This is a genomic window from Pseudooceanicola atlanticus, assembly GCF_000768315.1.
Lineage (GTDB): Bacteria > Pseudomonadota > Alphaproteobacteria > Rhodobacterales > Rhodobacteraceae > Pseudooceanicola > Pseudooceanicola atlanticus.
The window spans coordinates 126,722-145,886 of the sequence record NZ_AQQX01000003.1 but is presented as its reverse complement, the minus strand read 5'-3'; the positions used below and the strand labels follow the sequence as shown (position 1 = coordinate 145,886).

General features: G+C 67.0%; 18 protein-coding genes. 6 read left to right on the top strand and 12 right to left on the bottom strand.

The window, feature by feature from the left end; all coding sequences use genetic code 11:
* Positions 1-41: 41 nt before the first annotated feature.
* Genes ATO9_RS08565 through ATO9_RS08555 form a run of 3 tightly spaced genes read right to left on the bottom strand, consistent with a single transcriptional unit; the run spans position 42 to position 2,640 of the window.
* On the bottom strand, positions 42-575 hold the full coding sequence (locus ATO9_RS08565; protein WP_052418192.1) for a DUF1697 domain-containing protein: 534 nt from the start codon (positions 573-575) through the stop codon (positions 42-44).
* Positions 575-1,822 (bottom strand): cation:proton antiporter, encoded by a 1,248-nt coding sequence (locus ATO9_RS08560; protein ID WP_043747553.1) that lies wholly within the window; start codon positions 1,820-1,822, stop codon positions 575-577. The genes ATO9_RS08565 and ATO9_RS08560 overlap by 1 nt, the downstream gene beginning before the upstream one ends.
* Before the next feature lie 50 nt (positions 1,823-1,872).
* The gene (locus ATO9_RS08555; protein WP_081979501.1) at positions 1,873-2,640 is read right to left on the bottom strand and encodes an endonuclease/exonuclease/phosphatase family protein; all 768 of its coding nucleotides are present in this window, start codon (positions 2,638-2,640) and stop codon (positions 1,873-1,875) included.
* On the opposite strand from ATO9_RS08555, the gene ATO9_RS08550 reads away from it, so the two are divergent.
* Positions 2,639-3,274: a DUF2238 domain-containing protein gene (locus ATO9_RS08550; RefSeq protein WP_052418191.1), complete on the top strand. Its 636-nt coding sequence runs from the start codon at positions 2,639-2,641 to the stop codon at positions 3,272-3,274. The two genes, ATO9_RS08555 and ATO9_RS08550, sit on opposite strands and share 2 nt — an antisense overlap.
* A gap of 39 nt (positions 3,275-3,313) precedes the next feature.
* A complete protein-coding gene (locus ATO9_RS08545; RefSeq protein ID WP_043748534.1) occupies positions 3,314-4,186 on the top strand; it encodes an EamA family transporter in 873 nt (290 codons plus the stop codon).
* A 54-nt stretch (positions 4,187-4,240) separates the two neighbouring features.
* Here ATO9_RS08545 and ATO9_RS08540 read toward each other — a convergent pair whose 3' ends face one another.
* The 4 genes from ATO9_RS08540 to cobS all read right to left on the bottom strand — a co-directional run bounded on the left by ATO9_RS08540 (position 4,241) and on the right by cobS (position 8,034).
* Complete coding sequence (locus tag ATO9_RS08540; RefSeq protein ID WP_043748532.1) at positions 4,241-5,653, bottom strand: protein adenylyltransferase SelO; 1,413 nt, start codon at positions 5,651-5,653, stop codon at positions 4,241-4,243.
* 93 nt (positions 5,654-5,746) lie between these two features.
* A complete protein-coding gene (locus ATO9_RS08535; RefSeq protein ID WP_043747551.1) occupies positions 5,747-6,196 on the bottom strand; it encodes a GNAT family N-acetyltransferase in 450 nt (149 codons plus the stop codon).
* The gene (locus tag ATO9_RS08530) at positions 6,193-7,131 is read right to left on the bottom strand and encodes a nucleoside hydrolase (protein ID WP_043747550.1); all 939 of its coding nucleotides are present in this window, start codon (positions 7,129-7,131) and stop codon (positions 6,193-6,195) included. Before ATO9_RS08530 ends, ATO9_RS08535 begins: the two co-directional genes overlap by 4 nt.
* A 156-nt stretch (positions 7,132-7,287) precedes the next feature.
* The gene (cobS, locus tag ATO9_RS08525; protein WP_043747549.1) at positions 7,288-8,034 is read right to left on the bottom strand and encodes an adenosylcobinamide-GDP ribazoletransferase; all 747 of its coding nucleotides are present in this window, start codon (positions 8,032-8,034) and stop codon (positions 7,288-7,290) included.
* Positions 8,035-8,099: 65 nt separating this feature from the next.
* On the opposite strand from cobS, the gene cobT reads away from it, so the two are divergent.
* Positions 8,100-9,110 carry a nicotinate-nucleotide--dimethylbenzimidazole phosphoribosyltransferase gene (gene cobT, locus ATO9_RS08520; protein ID WP_043747548.1) on the top strand — a complete coding sequence of 337 codons (1,011 nt, stop codon included), beginning with the start codon at positions 8,100-8,102 and terminating at the stop codon, positions 9,108-9,110.
* 196 nt (positions 9,111-9,306) lie between these two features.
* Here cobT and ATO9_RS08515 read toward each other — a convergent pair whose 3' ends face one another.
* Together ATO9_RS08515 and ATO9_RS08510 are read right to left on the bottom strand one after the other, a co-directional pair.
* Positions 9,307-11,178, bottom strand: a complete 1,872-nt coding sequence (locus ATO9_RS08515; RefSeq protein ID WP_043747547.1) for a monovalent cation:proton antiporter-2 (CPA2) family protein — start codon at positions 11,176-11,178, stop codon at positions 9,307-9,309.
* A 19-nt stretch (positions 11,179-11,197) separates the two neighbouring features.
* A complete protein-coding gene (locus ATO9_RS08510) occupies positions 11,198-11,665 on the bottom strand; it encodes an Lrp/AsnC family transcriptional regulator (protein WP_043748531.1) in 468 nt (155 codons plus the stop codon).
* Between the two features lie 138 nt (positions 11,666-11,803).
* Between ATO9_RS08510 and hppD the strand changes: the two genes are divergently transcribed.
* Positions 11,804-12,898 carry a 4-hydroxyphenylpyruvate dioxygenase gene (hppD, locus tag ATO9_RS08505; protein WP_043747546.1) on the top strand — a complete coding sequence of 365 codons (1,095 nt, stop codon included), beginning with the start codon at positions 11,804-11,806 and terminating at the stop codon, positions 12,896-12,898.
* Positions 12,899-13,003: 105 nt separating this feature from the next.
* Here the strand turns inward: hppD and ATO9_RS08500 are convergent, their stop codons facing one another.
* The gene (locus ATO9_RS08500; protein ID WP_156127827.1) at positions 13,004-16,285 is read right to left on the bottom strand and encodes a hypothetical protein; all 3,282 of its coding nucleotides are present in this window, start codon (positions 16,283-16,285) and stop codon (positions 13,004-13,006) included.
* Positions 16,286-16,414: 129 nt separating this feature from the next.
* The gene (locus ATO9_RS08495; RefSeq protein WP_043747544.1) at positions 16,415-17,695 is read right to left on the bottom strand and encodes an O-acetylhomoserine aminocarboxypropyltransferase/cysteine synthase family protein; all 1,281 of its coding nucleotides are present in this window, start codon (positions 17,693-17,695) and stop codon (positions 16,415-16,417) included.
* A 92-nt stretch (positions 17,696-17,787) separates the two neighbouring features.
* Between ATO9_RS08495 and ATO9_RS08490 the strand changes: the two genes are divergently transcribed.
* A complete protein-coding gene (locus tag ATO9_RS08490) occupies positions 17,788-18,204 on the top strand; it encodes a VOC family protein (RefSeq protein WP_043747543.1) in 417 nt (138 codons plus the stop codon).
* Between the two features lie 27 nt (positions 18,205-18,231).
* Here ATO9_RS08490 and ATO9_RS08485 read toward each other — a convergent pair whose 3' ends face one another.
* A complete protein-coding gene (locus ATO9_RS08485) occupies positions 18,232-18,786 on the bottom strand; it encodes a DUF2239 family protein (protein ID WP_043747542.1) in 555 nt (184 codons plus the stop codon).
* Positions 18,787-18,843: 57 nt separating this feature from the next.
* On the opposite strand from ATO9_RS08485, the gene ATO9_RS08480 reads away from it, so the two are divergent.
* A complete protein-coding gene (locus tag ATO9_RS08480; RefSeq protein ID WP_043747541.1) occupies positions 18,844-19,164 on the top strand; it encodes a GIY-YIG nuclease family protein in 321 nt (106 codons plus the stop codon).
* Position 19,165 lies beyond the last annotated feature (1 nt).

The window sequence follows — 19,165 nt, the reverse complement described above, 5'->3', positions numbered from 1 at the left end:
GGCGCGCCTTTGGATCACCTCTGCGGGTCCCGCTGGGAATGTCAGGCGAGGGCGAGGATGCGCTGCATGGAATTGAGGTTGCGGGCGGTCGTGGTCACGCCCAGGGCCTTGGGCACTATTGGTGCGAGTTTCGACACGCCCATTCCCTTCGGGGGCCAGTGATAGAGGCATTGCGTGCCCAGCGTCACCTCTTCGCCGGGATAGGCCCGGGGGCTCAGCGCCTCGACCGCGTCCGGGGCCGGGATGGCGCGGAACAGGTGGAAGGTCACGAATTTCGGCTCGTACTCTGCTTGGGGACCGGAATAAGGATTGGCTTCCAGGATCGCCGCGATCTCGGACGGGGTGAAGGCAAGCGCCGGGGGGCGGTGACCGAACTGGGTCTCGATCACGTCCGAGACATGGGCGGCGACGGCGTCAGGGTCCTCGGCCGGATGGTCCATCACGATATTGCCGGACTGGATATAGGTGGCGACGTCCTGCGCCCCGGCCTCTGCCAGCGCCCGGCGCAGCTCTGCCATCGGGGTCTTGCCGTGGCCGCCCACATTGACGGCGCGCAGCAGGACGATCCAGCGCATCACATCAGCTCCGGCTCGCGGCCCAGCTTGCCGGCCAGCGGCGCGACCGTCAGCCCCTGCACGATGATCGAGAAAATCACCACGCAATAGGTCGCCGTCAGGATCAGCGGCGTCCAGTCGCTTTCGGGCAGCGACAGCGCCAGCGCGACCGAGATCCCGCCCTTCAGTCCGCCCCATGTCATGATCGGGATGGTGCCCGGCACGAAGGTGCGGAAGGGGCGCAGCAGCAGGACGGGCACCGCCACCGCCGCCAGCCGCGCCGCCAGTGCCAGCGGGATGGCGACCAGCGCGGCGGTGACGTAATCGCCGTCGAAGGTGATGGCAAAGACCTCGACCCCGATCAGCAGGAAGAGGACCGCGTTCAGGATCTCGTCCACCAGGTGCCAGAAGAGGTCGACATATTTGCGCGTTTCCTCGGACATGCCGTGGCGCGCGCCGATATCACCGATCAGCAGCCCCGCGCAGACCGCCATGATCGGGGCCGAGACATGCAGCGCCACCGACAGCTCGTAGCCACCGAAGGCGAGGCCGAGGGTGATCAGCACTTCAAGCGAGGGATCGTCGATATGGCGCATCACCCGGAAGGTCAGCCAGCCCAGCACAAGGCCCAGCACCGCGCCGCCGACGGCCTCCTGCGCGAACAGCCTGGCCGCATCCGCAAACCCCGATCCGTGGTGGTCGTCGCCCGGAAAGGCCAGCCCGACCAGGACGAGGAAGACGACATAGCCAACCCCGTCATTGAAGAGCGATTCCCCCGCGATCTTCGTTTCCAGCGATTTCGGCAGCGACGCTTCGCGCAGCACGCCCAGCACCGCCACGGGATCGGTCGGGGAAATCAGCGACCCGAAGACCAGCGCCACGATCAGCGGCATCCCGGTCAGCCAGGAAAAGCCGAAGCCCACGACCAGTGTCGACAGCGCCACGCCCATCGTCGCCATCAGGAAGACGACGCGCCATTGTTCGCGCAGGTCCGACACTTTCACATGCAGCGCACCGGCAAAGAGCAGCAGGCCCAGCATGCCCTCCAGCAGCGCCTCTGAGAAATCGATGCCGCCGACGATCGCGCGGATATCCTCGGCGATGGTCGTCGCGGGCCACAGCAGGTCGATCCCCAGCACTGACAATGAGGCCAGCAGCGCCACGACCAGGATCCCGATGGAGGAGGGCAGCCGCAGCAGGAAATAATTGATCGTCCCGAAAAGCCCGGCCAGCACGATCAGCAGGGACGCGATTTGCAGGATATTCATCTGGTGGGGCCCCCGGCGGATGCTGCTGATGGCTTCGGGCCTAGCATGGCCTATGCGACCGCGCCAGTTTCATCCCGGCCCAGTGTCACCACGACCGGCAGGTGGTCCGACGCGATCCTGGCGGGCTGCGCCAGGTGGGTGCGTGGCGCGGTGACCGCGCGCAGACCGGCCGAGATCGCGATCCGGTCCAGCGGTCCCAGCGGGCGCGGCGCCGGAAAGCTGGGCGGCGCGGGCAGCAGGGTGAGCGGCCGGATTTCGTGGTTCAGCGCCGAGCCACGCCCCCATTCGTTGAAGTCCCCGGCCAGCAGCGTCGGGCGGGGTGGCAGTTTCGCCAGCGCCCGGCGGATCGCGGCCAGCTGCTGCAACCTGTAGCGGCGGATCAGCCCCAGATGCACGCCGATGACACGCAGCGGCCCGATGGGTGTCTCCAGCTCGGCCCGGATCGCGCCGCGTGGCTCCAGCCCCGGCAGGGTGATCTGGGCGGTTTCGGTCCAGCGGATGCCGGGCCGGGCCAGCATCGCATTGCCGTGCCAGCCGATCGACGGCCCGCCCGCGCTGACCGGGGAAAACGGCAGGATGCGCCAGCCTGCAGCCTCGACCATGTCGTGGGGCAGCGCGGCGGGGCGCGGGGGCAGACGCTTGTCCGCCTCCTGCAGCACCGCGAGATCTGCCGCGATATCCGACAGCACATCGAGGCTGCGCTGCGGATTGCGCCGCAGGTCGAGCCCGACGCATTTCTGAAGGTTCCAGGTTGTGATACGAAGTATGGGTGCCGACATAGGCGCAGAATTGAACGTGAAGCCGGGAATGTCACGCATGTTGAGGGAACAGAGCCTCGTCACACGGATCGTCTGGGGCCTGCTGGTCATCAGCGCGGCGGCCGCGCTCATCGAGGGGCGGTTTTCCCTGACCTTCGTGTCGCTGGCCACGCTGGGCCTGTCGATGGTGCCGGTCTATGTCGCCCGCTGGGCCGAGATCGTGGTGCCGCCTTCGTTCCTGGCGGCGGTGGTGCTGTTCGTGGGCGGGACGGTGTTCCTGGGCGAGGTCTTCGATTTCTACAACCGGTTCTGGTGGTGGGACATCGCGATGCATGGCGGGTCGGCCGTGGGATTCGGCCTGATCGGCTTCGTGCTGGTCTTCATGATGTTCCAGGGCGACCGGTTTGCCGCGCCGCCAAGCGCCATCGCCTTCTTTGCCTACTGCTTTGCCCTGGCGATCGGCGCAATGTGGGAGGTGTTCGAGTTTACCATGGATCAGCTGTTCGGCCTGAACATGCAGAAATCCGGGCTGATGGACACGATGGGCGACCTGATCGTCGACATGGGCGGAGCGCTGCTGGGGGCTTTGGCGGGGTATTTCTACCTGCGCGAACAGGCCTTCGGGGGGCTGACCGGGGTGATCGACTACTTCGTTTCGCGCAATCCCCGGTTCTTCCGGAAACGCCGCAAATAGCGGTTGACCCTGCGGCGCCGCAGGGTCCTGATGCGCGCCATGAGAAAAGACCGTATCGACCTGGCCGGTGGCATAGGTCTGGTCTGTTTCTCCGCCGTGCTGGCGGGGAATCAGATCGTCGTCAAACTGACCAATGATGCCCTGTCCCCCGTCTTTCAGGCGGGCGTGAGGTCGCTGGGTGCGGCGCTGGTCGTGTGGATCTGGGCGATGGCGCGGGGCGTGAGCTTTGGCCCGCTGCGCCCGCAGGTCTGGCCGGGCGTGATCCTGGGGCTGCTCTTTTCCTTTGAATTCCTTTGCCTTTTCACGGCGCTGGACCTGACGACGGTCTCGCGGGCCTCGATCATTTTCTACACGATGCCGATGCATCTGAGCCTCGCGGCGCATTTCCTGATCCCCGGCGAACGGCTTAGCCCGCAGCGGGTCGTGGGGCTGGTGCTGGCCTTTGGCGGGGTCTTCATCGTGCTGGCCGACCGCGCCGGGGGCGAGGCGAGCCTGGCGGGCGATCTTCTGGCGCTGTGCGGGGCCTTTGGCTGGGCCGGGATCGCGCTGGTGGTGCGGATTACCCCGCTGTCCGAGGCACCGCCGGAAAGCCAGCAATTGTGGCAATTGGTGATCTCGTCGCCGATCCTGCTAGGGCTGGCGCCTTTGATGGGCCCGGTGCTGCGGGATGTGGGGCCTGAGGTCTGGGCGCTGATGGGTTACCAGATCGTCGCGGTGGCGAGCCTGGGGTTCCTGGCGTGGTTTTACCTGATGAAGACCTACCCGGCCTCGAACGTGGCAAGCTTTGCCTTCCTCACGCCGGTCTTTTCGGTCGTTCTGGCCTGGCTGCTGCTGGGCGAACCGCTGCGCTGGACGGTGATCGCCGCGCTGACGCTGGTGTCGCTGGGCATCTTCCTGATCAACCGGCGCTAGCGGTCATCCTGCCGCCCGTATGGGATAACCGGCAGGATGAAAGAACCAAAAAACCTATGTGCCACAGAAGGTTGCCGTGACCTCTTCGCCTTTTACAGGAGGGCGGGTCAGCGTCGTGTCCGCGGGCATTTCGAACGGCGTCGCCAGCGCATGCGTCAGCGTATGGAACGGGGCCATGTCGCCTTCGACCGCGGCAGAGATCATCTGTTCGACGCGGTGGTTGCGAGGGATCACGGCCGGGTTCGTGCGGTTCATCAGCGCGGCGGCATCGGGTTCGCCCTCAAGCCGGGCATGCCAGCGGTCGACCCAGTCGAGGAAGGCGTCGCGATCGGCCAGCTGATCCTTGGCCTCGTCGGTTGGCAGGGCGCGGAACGTGTTGGTGAAATCGGAATTGCCCGCCTGCATCAGCGCCAGAAGGTCGCTGATCAGCGCCCGGTCCTCGGCCACGGGGGCCGAGATCCCGATCTTGGCACCGAAAACGCGCAGCCAGTTCGCCTCGATCTGGTCGGGCATGGCATGCACGGCCTCGGTGAAGGGGGCGATGGCGGCGTCGGGGTCGGGCATCAGCGGCAACAGCGCCGAGGCGAGCTTGGCCATGTTCCAGGGCAGGACCTGCGGCTGGTTCGAATAGGCATAGCGCCCGAACTGGTCGATGGAGCTGTAGACCGTGTCGGGGTGATAGCTGTCCATGAAGGCGCAGGGGCCGTAATCGATGGTTTCGCCGGAAATCGAGGTGTTGTCGGTGTTCATCACGCCATGGATGAAGCCGATCCCCATCCAGCGGGTCACCAGGTCGGCCTGGCGCGCGATCACGCCGCGCAGGAAATCGAGCGGGTCGGTCGCGTCGGGATGATGCCGGTCGACCGCGTATTCGTAGAGCGCGCGGAGCGAGGCGGTGTCACCGCGTGCGGCGAAATATTCGAAATGTCCGACCCGCAGATGCGATCCGGCCACGCGGGTCAGCACGGCCCCGGGCAGCCCGGTTTCGCGTTGGATACGTTCGCCGGTGGCGACGGCCGCCAGGGCGCGGGTAGTGGGAATGCCAAGGGCATGCATCGCTTCGCTGATGACATATTCGCGCAGCACCGGCCCCATCCAGGCGCGGCCATCGCCGGCGCGGGAATAGGGGGTGCGGCCCGACCCTTTCAGCTGGATGTCGCGGCGTTGGCCATTGCGGTCGATGACCTCGCCCAGCAGGACGGCGCGGCCATCGCCCAGGGACGGGGAAAAGCCGCCGAACTGGTGCCCGGCATAGGCCTGCGCCAGCGGATCGGCGCCCTCGGGCACGGTGTTGCCGGCAAAGAGCGTGGCGCGGTCGGCTTCGGCCACGTCGAGGCCAAGCTCGGCGGCGAGCGCGTCGTTATAGGCCAGCAGATGCGGCGCCTGGACCGGGGTCGGTGCGACACGGGTGTAGAGGGCGTCCGGCAGGCGGGCATAGGAATTGTCGAAGGCGATATGCAGGGTCATGGCACAGAGGTAGGCATTCGCGCGGCTCACGTCCAGTTCCGGCGCGATGGTTTGCGGGCGGGGCCGTGCAGGCGGAACCGTGGGAGTGAGGCTTCAGGTGAAGTTGCGCGTCATCAGCATGTAGCGCGGCCGGGGTGCGAACCCGGCGCGGCGGTAGAGCTCCTGCGGGGCGGTATCGTCGCGGTCGACCTCGAGGTGGAGCGCCTTCAGGCCGCTGCCAGCAAGCGTCTTGGGCAGGGCCGACAGAACCTCCGTCCCGATGCCGCGGCCCCGCACGCCGGGGCGGATGTAGATCTCGTCGACGAACCCGTCCATGCCGCCCAGCTCGACCGACCATCCGAAGCAGATGATGATGTAGCCGATGGGCGACCGGGCGGGCCCGATCAGCCAGATCGCCCCATGGGGCGAGCCTTCGAGCAGCGGCAGCAGCGCGGCCTCGCGGAAGGGCTGATCGGTGGTCAGCTGGTGTTCCGCGTGGAAGGCTGCGACCAGCGGCTCCAACCGGGGCAGATCGTCAGGCGTGGCAAGGTGAAGCGCGGTCACAACCGGCCCAGCCGTTCCGTCAGCAGGTCGAAATAGCCCTGGTCGTCGATCGTGCCCATGAAGAGCGCGTTCGGCGCGCGGTCGGTCACGCCCCACCAATCGGCGACGGTCATGCCCATGGTCAGCTCGGACGTCGTTTCGATCTCGACGTTGATGTGGCGGCCGGTGAACAGTTCGGGCCGGATCAGGTAGGCGGTGACGCAGGGATCGTGCAGGGGGGCGCCTTCGGAGCCGTATTTCTCGCGGTCGAAGCGTTCGAAGAAATCCGTCATCTCGGCGACGGCGGTGCCGACCCGGGTGCCCAGGGCGCGGAAGGCGTCGTTGCGGGGCTTGGTGACCAGCGCCTTGTGGGTGACGTCGAGCGACATGACCACGATGGGCACGCCCGAGCGGAAGACGATATCGGCGGCCTGCGGGTCCACGTAGATGTTGAACTCGGCCGCCGGGGTGATGTTGCCGACCTCGAAATAGGCGCCGCCCATCAGGACGACTTCCTGTACCTTTTCAACGATATCGGGGGCGCGTTCAAAGGCGGTGGCGATATTGGTCAGCGGCCCCAGCGGGCAGAGCGTGACCGTGCCGGCAGGTTCGGCGCGCAGCGTGTCGATGATGAAATCGACCCCGTTCTGATCCTGCAGCGGCATCTCCGGATCGGGCAGCTTGGGGCCGTTCAGCCCGGTCTGGCCATGCACGTGTTCGGCGGTGACCAGCGGCCGGCCCATCGGGCGGTCGCAGCCGGCAAAGACCGGGATGTCGGTCTTGCCGGCCAGTTCGCAGATGATGCGGGCATTCTTGGCCGTCAGGGCCAGCGGTACGTTGCCGGCGACGGCGGTGATGCCCAGAACCTCGATCTCCTCGGGGCTGGCGAGGGCCAGCAGGATGGCGACGGCGTCGTCCTGGCCGGGATCGGTGTCGATGATGATCTTGCGGGGCATGCGGGTCCTTCGGGTTTGGGGCCGGGTTTGGGGCGCTGAGGTTGCAGGAAGGGACGCGCCCGGTCTGTTGGCCGGATTTGGACTGGAAAGCGGGGCGCGGTGCAAGCGGAAATCCGGCGCGGCGGTGGCGTTTCGCCGGGTCGCGGCGGGGCCGGATCAGGCGAGGGTGAAAAGCACCGCGATCTCGGTCACCTGCTGGGTCGCACCGAGGATGTCCCCGGTCTGCCCGCCGATCCGGCGCTGCGCGATGTGCGCGATGGCCAGGGCGGCGAGGAAGGTGACAAGCGCGGCGGCGGGCAGGGCGGTGCCGATGGCGAGCACGGCGATTATCAGGGCGATCAGCGCCGACAGGGTGGCGAGCCGGGGCGAGGGCCGTCCGGTCGATCGCGACAGCCCGTCCTGCCGCGCCGGTGGCAGCAGCGCCATCAGTGCGGGCATCGTGGCGCGGGAGAGGACCGCGGCGGCGATCAGCGCGGCGAAGGTGGGGCCTACTCCCTGGCCCAGCAGCAGGGTCAGCGCGGCGGTGCGGGCGGCCAAGGCCAGGATCATGGCGATCATGCCGTAGCTGCCGACGCGGCTGTCGCGCATGATCTCGAGCCGTCTTTCGCGGGTCCAGCCGCCCCAGAGCCCGTCAGCGGTGTCGGCCAGGCCGTCCTCGTGCAGGGCGCCGGTCATCATGACCTGCAGGACGACGATCACCAGGGCGGCCAGCGGCGCCGGCAGGCCAAGCGCGAGGCAGAGCCAGCCGCTCAGCCCCGCAAGCGTCGCGCAGACAAGCCCAACGAGCGGAAAGGCCCAGGCGGAGGCGATGCCGCGCCCGGTATGATCGGGCAGGGGCAGGCGGGTCAGCAGGGCGAAGGCCGAGAGGGCTTCGTCGGTGCGGTCGCGGAGGGAGGTGGGCATTTCGGTTGCTCCTTCGTCGCGATGCGTTAGACACCGGGGACGACTTCAGTTCAACGGGGAATGACATGTCCAAGGCTCCTGCCACTCTTGCCGAATACCGCCAGATCCTGGGCGCCCTGCCGGGGCCCGATGCAGGGGCGATTGCCGATGCGGCCGACCGCAACGGCCAATTGACCAAGCCCCCCGCGGCGCTTGGCCGGTTGGAGGATGTCGCGGCCTGGTATGCGGGCTGGCGCGGCGACGGACGGCCGCGGATCGAGGCGCCACAGGTGGTGATCTTTGCGGGCAATCACGGTGTCGCGGCGCGCGGCGTGTCGGCCTTTCCGCCCGAGGTGACGGTGCAGATGGTAGCCAATTTCGAGGCCGGCGGCGCGGCGATCAACCAGCTGGCCAAGACGTTTGGCGCACGGATGGACGTGGTCGCGCTCGATCTCGACCGCCCCACGGGTGATTTCACCGAAGGCCCGGCGATGAGCGAGGACGATCTGCTGGCGGCCCTGTCGGCGGGCTGGGACGCGGTCGACGAAAACGCGGACCTGCTGGTCACCGGCGAGATGGGGATCGGCAACACCACCGCCGCGGCGGCGCTGGCCCATGCGCTGTATGGCGGGAAGGCCGAGGATTGGGCCGGGCGCGGCACCGGCGTGGACGATGCGGGCCTGGCGCGCAAGGCCGAGGTCGTGGCGGCGGGTGTCGCGCGCCATGGCGGCGGCGACGGGCTGGACCTGCTGGGAGCCTTGGGCGGGCGCGAGATCGCGGCCATGGCCGGGGCGATCCTGCGGGCGCGCGTGGCGGGTATTCCGGTGATCCTGGACGGGTTCATCTGCTGTTCCGCCGCCGCCTGCCTTCAGGCCGTTGCTGCGGATGGGCTGGATCATTGCGTGGCCGGTCATGTCAGTGCCGAGGGCGCGCATCCCGCGCTGCTGGAGCGGCTGGGCAAGGCGCCGCTTCTGTCGCTGGGCCTGCGGCTGGGCGAAGGATCGGGCGCGGCGCTGGCCATCGGCGTGCTGCAGGGCGCGGTGGCCTGTCATTCCGGCATGGCCACCTTTGCCGAAGCGGGCGTAAGCGCCGGCTGATCCCCCTGATCCAAAAGCCGCCTGCGGCGACACGATCCATGGCCCGCGCCGCCGGCGCGGGCGGTTGGCGCCCGTGGCCATGTCCGGCCTTGTGGCGGCGTTCGCGCCTGTGGCGGATGGGGGGCGCCGGAGGGCCAGCCCTCCGGACCTCCCGGGATATTTGTCGGCCAGATGAAAGGGGCGGTCTTGAACCGGGTCAGGCGGCCTCTTCATCCTCGGCGAGCAGGGCCTGGAGGGCGGCCTCGAGATCTTTTTCCAGCTCCTTGGAGCGGGCGATGTAGTCCTCGTTCTTGTCGGCGGGAATGTTCGGATCCCACAGCTCGGCCAGTTCGCGGACGGTTTCGCGGTCATGGTGGTAGAACGTGTCTTCGGCGCGGGAGGCCTCGAATTCGGTAAAGCCCGCATTTTCAAGCACGTAGCGCCCGGCCCTGAGAGAGGAGTCGAAGGTTTCGCGGACGATGTCATCGGCCCCGGCCTTGTAGAGCGCGTAGACGTGGCGGCGGTCGCGGGCGCGGGCGATGATGTGGATGCCGGGCTTCTGCTTGCGGGCATAGCTGACCAGCCGGATCACCGCGTCGGGATCGTCCATGGCGGCGACGAGGATGCGCGCCTTGTCGAGCCCGGCGGCACGCAGGATGTCGGGGCGGGTCGGGTCGCCGAAATAGCCCTTGAAGCCGAAGCGGCGCATCAGCTCGATCGTTTTCATGTCATGGTCGAGCACGACCGTCTTGATGCCGGAGCTTTGCACCAGCCGGTTCACGATCTGGCCGAAGCGGCCGATGCCGGCGATGATGACCGCGCCCTCGTCGTCGATCTCGTCGGGTTCGCGCGGGGCGACGCCGGAATCGCCCATCTTCTTGCTGAGCCAGTCATAGAGCAGGAAAAGCAGCGGCGTGATCAGCATGGTCAGGGCGATGACCAGCAGCAGCCGTTCCGACAGCACCTGGGGCAGCACGTTGAGCTGGCCGGAGAAGGAGAGCAGGACGAAGCCGAACTCCCCCGCCTGGGAGAGCGACAGGGTGAAGAGCATCAGGCGGCGGCGGCGCAGCTTGAACGCGCGGCCGATGGCGAAGAGGATCGCGCCCTTCACGAGGATCAGGCCGAAGGCGAGGCCGAGGATCAGAAGCGGTTCGCGGAAGAAGAGGGCGAAATTGATGCCCGCGCCCACGGTGATGAAGAAGAGTCCCAGGAGCAGGCCCTTGAAGGGTTCGATATCGCTTTCCAGCTCGTGCCGGAATTCGGAGTTCGCCAGCACCACGCCCGCAAGGAAGGTGCCGAGCGCCGGCGACAGGCCGACGAGGTTCATCAGGAAGGCGATGCCGACGACGATGACGAGGGCGAGGGCAGTGTACATCTCGCGCAGCCGGGCGGCATGGATGAAGCGGAAGACCGGGGCGGTGAGGTAGATGCCCGTCAGGATCACCGCCGCGACGGCGCCGAAGGTGACGAGGGTGACGCCCCAGCCGGGCAGGCCCTCGACCAGCGACATGGTGTGATGGGCGTCTTCGACCGGGTGGCGGTTGAGCGATCCGTCCTCGCTGAACCGCAGGGGGGCGGAGGTGGCGAGCAGCGGCAGGAAGGCCAGCATCGGGATCACCGCGATGTCCTGCGTCAGCAGCACGGAGAAGGCGGAGCGGCCGCCGGGCGTCTGGATCAGGCCCTTTTCCGACAGGGTCTGCAGCACGATGGCGGTCGACGACAGCGCCAGGATCATGCCGACGGCCAGGGCGGTGTTCCAGGTTTCGCCGAAGGCCATGAAGGCGGCCATGACGGCGGCGGTGGTCAGCACGACCTGAAGCCCTCCCAGGCCCAGCAGGCGGTGGCGCATGTTCCACAGCGCCTTGGGTTCAAGCTCCAACCCGATGAGGAAGAGCATCATGACCACGCCGAATTCCGCGAAATGCTGCAGGTCGGCGGTTTCGCTGCCCACGAGGCCGAGGATCGGGCCGATGACGATACCGGCGGAAAGATAGCCCAGGACGGAGCCGAACCCCAATCGCGCCGCGATCGGCACGGCGATCACGGCTGCGGCGAGGTAGATGGTAGCCTGGTAGAGAAATCCTTCCATTCGGGGTCGGTCCTTTCGGTCAAGAGGTGTGACGGGTCGGCAGCGGCCCGTCCTGTTTGAACTGGTCCATAACAATCTGGCTTTGCACCCGCGTGACAGTCGGATGCGACAACAGAACTTCGTGGATCAGCCGGTGCAGGGCCGACAGATCCGTGCAATAGATGCGCAGCAGGTAATCCGCCTCGCCGGTGAGGGTCCAGGCGCTGGTGATTTCGGGCCGGGCCTGGACGAGGGCGGCAAACTCACGCGACTGGTCCGGTCCGTGCGTGCCCAGCTGGACCTGGACGAATGCCTGGATGGCGAGACCGAGATTATCCGGGTTGAGCCGGGCGGTATACCCCTCGATATAGCCTTCCGCCTCGAGCCGCTGGCGGCGGCGACCGGCCTGGGAGGGGGACAGGTTAAGCAGCTCTCCGAGCTCCTGCGCGGTGAGGTGGGCATCTTTCTGAAGCGCCGTGAGCAGGCGCAGATCGGTCGAATCCAGCATGTGCGGAAAACTCGCGTCTGTGTCGCGAAGTTTGTAAAACATCCGCATTTCCGGGGCAAGAATCCCCTGCTTTCGCGCAGATTTCCGGCGCGAAACAGCGTAGGATTGCGTCAAACACGCGCAAACAGGAGGTCTCCCATGGGTCCGTTCCCTCACGACGCCCCGAAATCCACCATCACCGAAGACAACCCGGCCGGCACCGACGGGTTCGAATTCGTCGAGTTTGCCCATCCCGATCCGCAGGAGCTGCGCGATCTGTTCGCCAAGATGGGCTACGAGCTGGTCGGCCGCCACAAGTCCAAGGATATCGAGCTGTGGCAGCAGGGCGATATCACCTACATCATCAATGCCGAGCCGGGCAGCCACGCCGCCGCCTTCATCGAGGAACACGGGCCCTGCGCGCCGTCCATGGGCTGGCGCGTCGTCGATGCGCAGCATGCCTTCGATCACGCGGTCGCCAAAGGGGCAGAACCCTACGAGGGGCCGGGCAAGACGATGGACGTGCCCGCGATCAAGGGGATCGGCGGATCGCTGATCTACTTCATCGACCAGTATTACGAGACCTCGCCCTATAACGAGGAATTCGAGTGGCTGGCCCAGTCCAAGCCGCGCGGCGTGGGGTTCTACTACCTCGATCACCTGACCCACAACGTGCACAAGGGCAACATGGATACCTGGTTCCGGTTCTACGGCGACCTGTTCAACTTCCGTGAAATCCGCTTCTTCGACATCCAGGGCAAGTTCACGGGGCTGTATTCCCGCGCGCTGACCTCGCCCTGCGGGCGCATCCGGATCCCGATCAACGAGGACCGGGGCGAGACCGGGCAGATCGTGGCCTATCTGAAGAAGTACAACGGCGAGGGCATTCAGCATATCGCCGTGGGCGCGCGTGACATCTACGACGCGACCGACCAGATCGCGGAGAAGGGCATCCGCTACATGCCGCCGCCGCCCGAGACCTATTACGCCATGTCTCATGACCGTGTCGTCGGCCATGAGGAACCGATCGAGCGGATGAAGAAGCACGGCATCCTGATCGACGGCGAAGGTGTGCTGGACGGTGGCGAGACACGGATCCTGCTTCAGATCTTCTCGAAGACCGTGATCGGGCCGATCTTCTTCGAATTCATCCAGCGCAAGGGCGATGACGGGTTCGGCGAAGGCAACTTCAAGGCGCTGTTCGAATCCATCGAACAGGAGCAGATCGACAACGGAGAGATCGCCGCAGAGTGATCCGCAACGACAGCGTGGCGCGCTTTGGGCGCGTCACGAGGGACAAAAGGCAGCAATAAACGTGGACGCAAGTCCGACAGGGAGAGCGGCTGATCCGGGGACGGGTCAGCCGCTTGGCATGTCGAGGGTGACGTTCCGGCCGTCCTTCTGGTAGCGCAGGGTGCTTTCGCCGATGGCGAGCACGCGGCCCCCGTCGATACGGTCGCCGACCTCGACCTTGCGGTAGCGGCCATTGGCCAGACGCACCAGCGCGCGGCGGTCCGACGGCTGGCCATAGACGCCGATCAGGTTGATCGCGCTCAGGTCGATGGCGTCCCGCACGGTGGCCTGCCGCGCGACGGAGGTGCGCGAGGGCACGGCCGGCTCGACCGAGGGCGGCGGGATCGGCGTGGCGCGCGCAATGGCGGCCAGTTCTTCGATATTGCCGGGGCGGGTCTGCGGGCGCAGGGCCACAAAATCGGGTTCGGGGCGGTCGATCGCCTCTTCTTCGGTGGCGTCGGCCTCTGCCTCGTCCTCGGTGCCGATCCCGGCGATCCCGGCCGCTACGGAGGAGCGATCCTCGTCCGCGATCAGCGAACCGGGACGGGCCTGCGGGCGGCGCACGGCATCCTGCGCGAGAGAGGCCGCGGCGGCGAGGACCACATCGTCCTGGGTCGCGTCCTCGGCTATGGCGGTGCCTTCTTCGATAGCGGCGTCGTCCAGCGCGGCATCCTCGCCTGTGGCGTCGGATTCGGGGCTGTCTTGCGAGGTATCGGCGGTGTCGGCGGGTTGATCCTGCGCGGCGTCGGTGGTGTCGTCCTCCGTCGCCTCAATCTGGCCCAGGGCGAGGGCGGCGGCGCGTTCCTCGGCCGACAGCTCTGCCTCGGCAGTGTCGGTCTCCGTTTCGCTGCCGGGGCGCAGGCGGGGGCGGATGTCGGCGAAGGGGCCGGGCGTCGGGGCCGGCTCTTCCTCAACCGTATCGGTGGCCTCTGCCGTGTCGGTCGGCGTGTCGGCGTCGGTCGTGTCCTCTGCCGTTTCCTCAGCTGTTACCGTAGGGGCGTCCGGGTCGATGGTGTCTTCGGTCACATCCTCCGGCGCGGCGTCCGGTTCGGACTGGTCCTCGGCTGGCGGAGCGGCGGCGGGCTCCGGTTTGACCTCCGGCGGCTCTTCGCCCGGGCGCAGGGGCGGCACGACGGGCGGCGGGCCAGCGTAGATCATGGTGCCGGTCGGGGCCATCGCGCCATCGGGCGTGGCGATGACGAGGCCGCGTTCATCCATGTCCGCGCGGTAGCCGGGGCCGGGCGCGGGCAGGGGTGTTTCGGGCGGCGTGTCGGGCGTCAGCGCGGCCAGGCTGATCGTCGGATTGCGCGACCCCACGCCCGCGATCTGCGGCAGGCTCTCGGGTCCGGTGGTGGTTTCGGGCGCAGTATCCGGCGCCTCGGGCGACCGCTGCCAGATGCCGGTGGCGGCATAGCGGGCCTCTGCCTCCGCATCTTTGGCGGGCAGGTCGAACGCGGCGCTGTCGGTCGTGGCCTCCGGGCCCGGTTCGGTCGCGTCCTCTGCGGGGGCCTCGGCCGTGTCGGTCTCATCCGTCTGACTGGGCAGGGCGGAGGGCAGAACGACACCGTCCTCAGGCGCATCGACACCGGGGCCGGGCGGCACGAAGCTTTCGCCGCCGCCTTCGTCGGGGGTCAGAGCGGCCTCTTGAACATCATCGCGCGGCGTCAGCAGGGACACCATCCGCTCATCCAGGAAGACGGAGGCCCAGGCGGCGACACCGGCCATGAAGAGCACCAGCAGCACCGTCAGAACGACACCCAGGTAGCGTCGATCACGCGGGGCGCTGCCTGCATTGCGGGCGCCGAAGACCGTCATCCGTTCGGCTTCGGACTTGCGCTGCTTGGCGCTGAGCGCCCCGGCCATTGGCGGCGCCGTCGAGGCGCCGGGCGGCAGTGCGAAGGGATCGGGTTTCTTTAGCGCAGCCGGCGACGGGGTCTTGGGCGCGGGTTCGATGACTTTTGCGGCGTCCTTGGCCTTGCCCCGCTTGGGTTTCTTGGCCTTGGCGTCGGGCTTGGGCGTCTTCGTGTCGGCCTTGGCAGCGGGCGCGTCACCCGGCTTGACCGACGGTGCCTTGGGCAGGTCCGGCAGCTTGGCAGAGGGGGCCTTGGTCGCGGCGGGCACGGCCATCTTGGGCAGCGGCAGATCCTTGAGGCTCTGCTTGGCAGGCGGGGCGGATTTGTCCTCGGGCTTGGGAAGCTGGACCGCGGGTTTGGCGATCAGGGCGGCCTTTTCGGCCAGGTCCCTGGCCTCTGCGGCGTCCTTGCGGGCCTTGCGTTGTGCTTCGACCCTGGTCTTGGCGGCGTCGCGCAGGTTCCGAACGCGGGACATGATGCCGAGTCCTAAGCCCTCGAACTTGCGGTTCGGGTCGCGAATCTGGTCGACCTTTTCTCGCAGGCCGAAGGATTTCCGAGGCTTGGCCGGTTTCGCGGGCTTGGCCTTGGCCGCGGGATTCGCCGGGGTGGAGGGCTTGGCGACGGCGCTGTCAGCGGCGACAGGCGAGGCGGGGTCCGCCGGGGTGTGAACCGGTGGAGTCAGCGTGGGGCCGGCATCCGTCGCGGACGCGTCGGACGTGTCCGGTTTCGTTTCGGAAGCCCGGGCCTTTTCTTCAACCGCATCCTTGTCGGCATCGGCTTTGCGCGGCTCCGGCGGACGTTTGCGAACGGAGCTGAAGGAGATCGCGGGGAGGTCTTCCTCTTTATCCTCTTTCGCCTTTTCCTCCGGCGCAGGCTCAGCCGCCGGTGCGGGTTCGGCCGCGGGCGTGGGCTCGGTCCGCGGCGCGGGCGCCTCCGCGGCTTTCAACTCTGGCACCTTGGCGCGGCCGGACACGCGGATCGGGATCAGGTCGCGTTCGACGGTTTCGCCGCCGGGAATATCCTCGGCGGCACCGAAGAACGGCTCTCCGTTATATTCGCCGGCCTCGGGGCGGGCGACGAAAGAGACGGGGTGGAAGCCATAGCCGCGGGCGAAGGCATCGGCCTCGTCCAGGGTTTCCAGCGCCACGGCGGCGATCTGAAGCTCTCCGCCCGAAATGGTGCTGTCGCAGCTGAGTTCGTCCAGGGAATAGGGCGTGGCGCCTTCCAGCGCGGTCTGCACGGCGCGTTTGCGCGACACCGGGTCGGCGGGAATGCCCGAGACAGACAGGAACCGGATCTGGTCATTGGGCACGACGACCTTGCAGGTCAGATCGCCGGGCGACAGCGCCTCGGCCATCTGGCGAAGCTCGGCCATGCGGGTATCGAGATCGTCGGCATCCGGCGCGGCCTCACCAACCAGCGCCCATCCCGGAGACGAGCGTTGCAGCAGGGAAATCCCATCAAGCGACAGTATCAGCGCGAAATTTGGTTTCATGTCCCCGTCATCTGCGGCGTCAGCAAAGGCCTGAGCCGGGCCCCCGCGGAGGCCCGGCATCTGCGTGATCCTATATCAGGGTTAACAATAGGAAAAGGTGATCCGTCCCTGATTGCAGGTACTTGGCGATCATCCGCAGGCTTTGGCAAGCGCCTGGTCGAGATCGGCGATCAAATCATCGGGATCCTCGATGCCGATGGAGACGCGAACGACCTCGGGGGCGGCGCCTGCGGCCTTCTGCTGGTCCTCTGTCAGCTGGCGGTGCGTGGTTGAGGCGGAATGGATCACCAGCGACCGCGTATCGCCCAGGTTGGCGACATGGCTGAAGATCTCGACCGAGTCGACGAATTTCACGCAGGCCTCGTATCCGGCCTTGAGTGCAAAGGTGAAAAGCCCGCCGGTGCCCTTGGGACAGATGCGCGGCACCCGGTCGGCATAGGGCGAGGAGGGCAGACCGGCATAGGTCACGTAATCCACCCGCGGATCGTTTTCGAGCCAGGTCGCGACCTTCAGCGCATTGGCCGTGTGCCGTTCCATGCGCAGCGACAGCGTCTCGATCCCCATCAGCGTGTAATGGGCGGCCTGCGGGTTCAGCGTCATGCCGAGGTCGCGCAGACCGATGGCGATGCCGTGGAAGGTGAAGGCGAGGGGGCCGAAGGTCTCGTGAAACTTCAGACCGTGATAGGCGGGTTCGGGCTGGGACAGCGACGGGAACTTGTCCGAGGCGGACCAGTCGAAATTGCCCGAGTCGACGACCACGCCGCCGGTGACGGTGCCGTTGCCGGTCAGGTACTTGGTCATGGAATGCACGACCAGCGTCGCGCCATGCTCGATGGGGCGGCAAAGGTAGGGCGTGGCCGAAGTGTTGTCGACGATCAGCGGCAGGCCGGCCTCGTCCGCGATCTTGGCGATCGCGTCGAGATCGGTGATGTAGCCGCCCGGATTGGCGATGGATTCGCAGAACACTGCGCGCGTGTCGTCGTCGATGGCGGCCTTCACGGCGTCGAGGTCATCGAAATCGACGAAGGTCGCCGACCAGCCAAAGCGTTTGATCGTCTGGCTGAACTGGGTGATGGATCCGCCATAAAGCCTTGTCGATACGACGATATTCCGGCCCGGAGCCATAAGCGGGAACAGCGCCATGATTTGCGCTGCATGGCCGGAGGAGCAGCAGACCGCCCCGGCACCGCCTTCCAGCGTCGCGATGCGTTCCTGAAGGACGGCGACGGTGGGGTTGGTGAGGCGGGAATAGATGTAGCCGACCTCTTGCAGGTTGAAGAGTGCGGCGGCGTGATCCGCGTCGCGGAACACGTAGGCCGTGGTCTGGTAGATGGGTGTCTGCCGGGCGCCCGTCGCGGGGTCCGGGCGTGCGCCTGCATGGATTTGCAGCGTGTCGAAACCGTAGGTCATGAATGTCCTCCCTGAAATGCCGTCTTTGCGGTTGTCAAAGTGCTTACGGGATCGCAGCTTCGCGCTCAACCATCTCGCATCAGGAGACCGCCATGATCCCCCCGTTTCACCTTGCCATCCACGTCACGTCTCTGGAAGAGGCGCGGGACTTTTATGGCACCGTCCTGGGCGCCGAAGAGGGGCGCAGCACCGAAACCTGGGTGGATTTCGACCTGTTCGGCCACCAATTGTCGCTGCATCTGGGCCCGCCCTTTGCCACGACCGATACCGGGAAGGTCGGCGAGCACATGGTGCCGATGCCGCATTTCGGATTCGTGCTGCCGCTGGAGCGCTGGCAGGAGATGGCCGAACGGCTGAAGGCGGCCAACGTGGCTTTCGTGCTGGAGCCGTCTGTGCGGTTCGAAGGCGAGCCGGGCGAGCAATGGACCATGTTCTTCCGCGACCCGTCCGGAAACCCGATCGAGATCAAAGGGTTCCGTGATTACGAGGGTTTGTTTGCAAAGGGCTGATCCGCGTTTTGCAAATATGTTGGGCGCTCAGGGGGCCTGAGCGTCCAGCCCCGCCAGTTTGGCGAAATACTCCCTGAGATCGGTCGGCCAGTCGCGGATCGCGTCGCGCAGCGCCGGGCCGTCATGCGCGAACAGATGGCGCATCGCGTCCTCGTATCCGGGCAGGTTGCCGGCCATGGAGGCGGCAAAGCGGTAAGCCGGGTCGGGGCTGGGCGGTGCATCTGCCCGCGCGGCGTCGATCAACCGACGCAAGGTGGCCGAGGCACCGCCGGGCTGTGAGGCCAGCCAGTCCCAGTGCCGGGGCAGGAGGGTGACCTCCTTCGCCTTCACGCCCAGCTTGGGCCGGCCGCGCCCGCGCCTGGCAGGTTCGCGCTGTTCCGTGGCGGTGTAGCGCGCGGCGATGTCCGACGCGCTGCCGGATAGATCGAGGTCGGTCTCCCGTCCTGTTTCATCGGAAAACACAAGCACATCAGCGGGATGCGGGCCGTGGCCCAGATCGTGCAGCGCGTGGGCCACGCGGGCCTTGCTGCCGCGGGCGAGGATGGATGTGCCCTGGAAGGCGGTAAATTGGTCGTTGCTCATGTCGGTTATTTACACCCGGGTAAAAATATGATCAACAGCGCCGGGAAAGGAATTATCATGGCGATTGACCGACGTGCCGCCCGCGCGGCCTGGAAACAGCGGGACGAGATTTGGACGATCTATGCCGCCCGCACCGGCGGGCAGGTCTGGGTCGGTGTGACGCGGGACGTGGAGGCGATCCGCAACCGGCTGAGCTTTACCTTGCGGATGCAGGATTGCCGGACCAAGGGGATGCAGGCCGCCTGGGATGGCAACCTGGAGATCGAGGCGCTGGAAGAGCTGGACCCGACGCTCAGCCCGATGGCGCGCCGCGACACGGCGCAGGAGCGGCGGGATCATTGGTGCGAGACGCTGGGCGCGACGGCGATCGAGGCCTAAG

Excerpts from the sequence above, each read along its gene's own strand:
- ATO9_RS08510 (WP_043748531.1), bottom strand. The coding sequence starts at position 11,665 with ATGCTGGATTCGACCGATCTGCGCCTGCTCACGGCGCTTCAGAAAGAT.
- cobT (WP_043747548.1), top strand. The coding sequence starts at position 8,100 with ATGTCCAAGGCTCCTGCCACTCTTGCCGAATACCGCCAGATCCTGGGC.
- cobS (WP_043747549.1), bottom strand. The coding sequence starts at position 8,034 with ATGCCCACCTCCCTCCGCGACCGCACCGACGAAGCCCTCTCGGCCTTC.
- ATO9_RS08555 (WP_081979501.1), bottom strand. The coding sequence starts at position 2,640 with ATGCGTGACATTCCCGGCTTCACGTTCAATTCTGCGCCTATGTCGGCA.
- ATO9_RS08530 (WP_043747550.1), bottom strand. The coding sequence starts at position 7,131 with ATGCCCCGCAAGATCATCATCGACACCGATCCCGGCCAGGACGACGCC.
- ATO9_RS08515 (WP_043747547.1), bottom strand. The coding sequence starts at position 11,178 with ATGGAAGGATTTCTCTACCAGGCTACCATCTACCTCGCCGCAGCCGTG.
- ATO9_RS08560 (WP_043747553.1), bottom strand. The coding sequence starts at position 1,822 with ATGAATATCCTGCAAATCGCGTCCCTGCTGATCGTGCTGGCCGGGCTT.
- ATO9_RS08540 (WP_043748532.1), bottom strand. The coding sequence starts at position 5,653 with ATGACCCTGCATATCGCCTTCGACAATTCCTATGCCCGCCTGCCGGAC.
- ATO9_RS08495 (WP_043747544.1), bottom strand. The coding sequence starts at position 17,695 with ATGACCTACGGTTTCGACACGCTGCAAATCCATGCAGGCGCACGCCCG.
- ATO9_RS08500 (WP_156127827.1), bottom strand. The coding sequence starts at position 16,285 with ATGAAACCAAATTTCGCGCTGATACTGTCGCTTGATGGGATTTCCCTG.
- ATO9_RS08480 (WP_043747541.1), top strand. The coding sequence starts at position 18,844 with ATGGCGATTGACCGACGTGCCGCCCGCGCGGCCTGGAAACAGCGGGAC.
- ATO9_RS08485 (WP_043747542.1), bottom strand. The coding sequence starts at position 18,786 with ATGAGCAACGACCAATTTACCGCCTTCCAGGGCACATCCATCCTCGCC.
- ATO9_RS08490 (WP_043747543.1), top strand. The coding sequence starts at position 17,788 with ATGATCCCCCCGTTTCACCTTGCCATCCACGTCACGTCTCTGGAAGAG.
- ATO9_RS08565 (WP_052418192.1), bottom strand. The coding sequence starts at position 575 with ATGCGCTGGATCGTCCTGCTGCGCGCCGTCAATGTGGGCGGCCACGGC.
- ATO9_RS08545 (WP_043748534.1), top strand. The coding sequence starts at position 3,314 with ATGAGAAAAGACCGTATCGACCTGGCCGGTGGCATAGGTCTGGTCTGT.
- ATO9_RS08550 (WP_052418191.1), top strand. The coding sequence starts at position 2,639 with ATGTTGAGGGAACAGAGCCTCGTCACACGGATCGTCTGGGGCCTGCTG.
- hppD (WP_043747546.1), top strand. The coding sequence starts at position 11,804 with ATGGGTCCGTTCCCTCACGACGCCCCGAAATCCACCATCACCGAAGAC.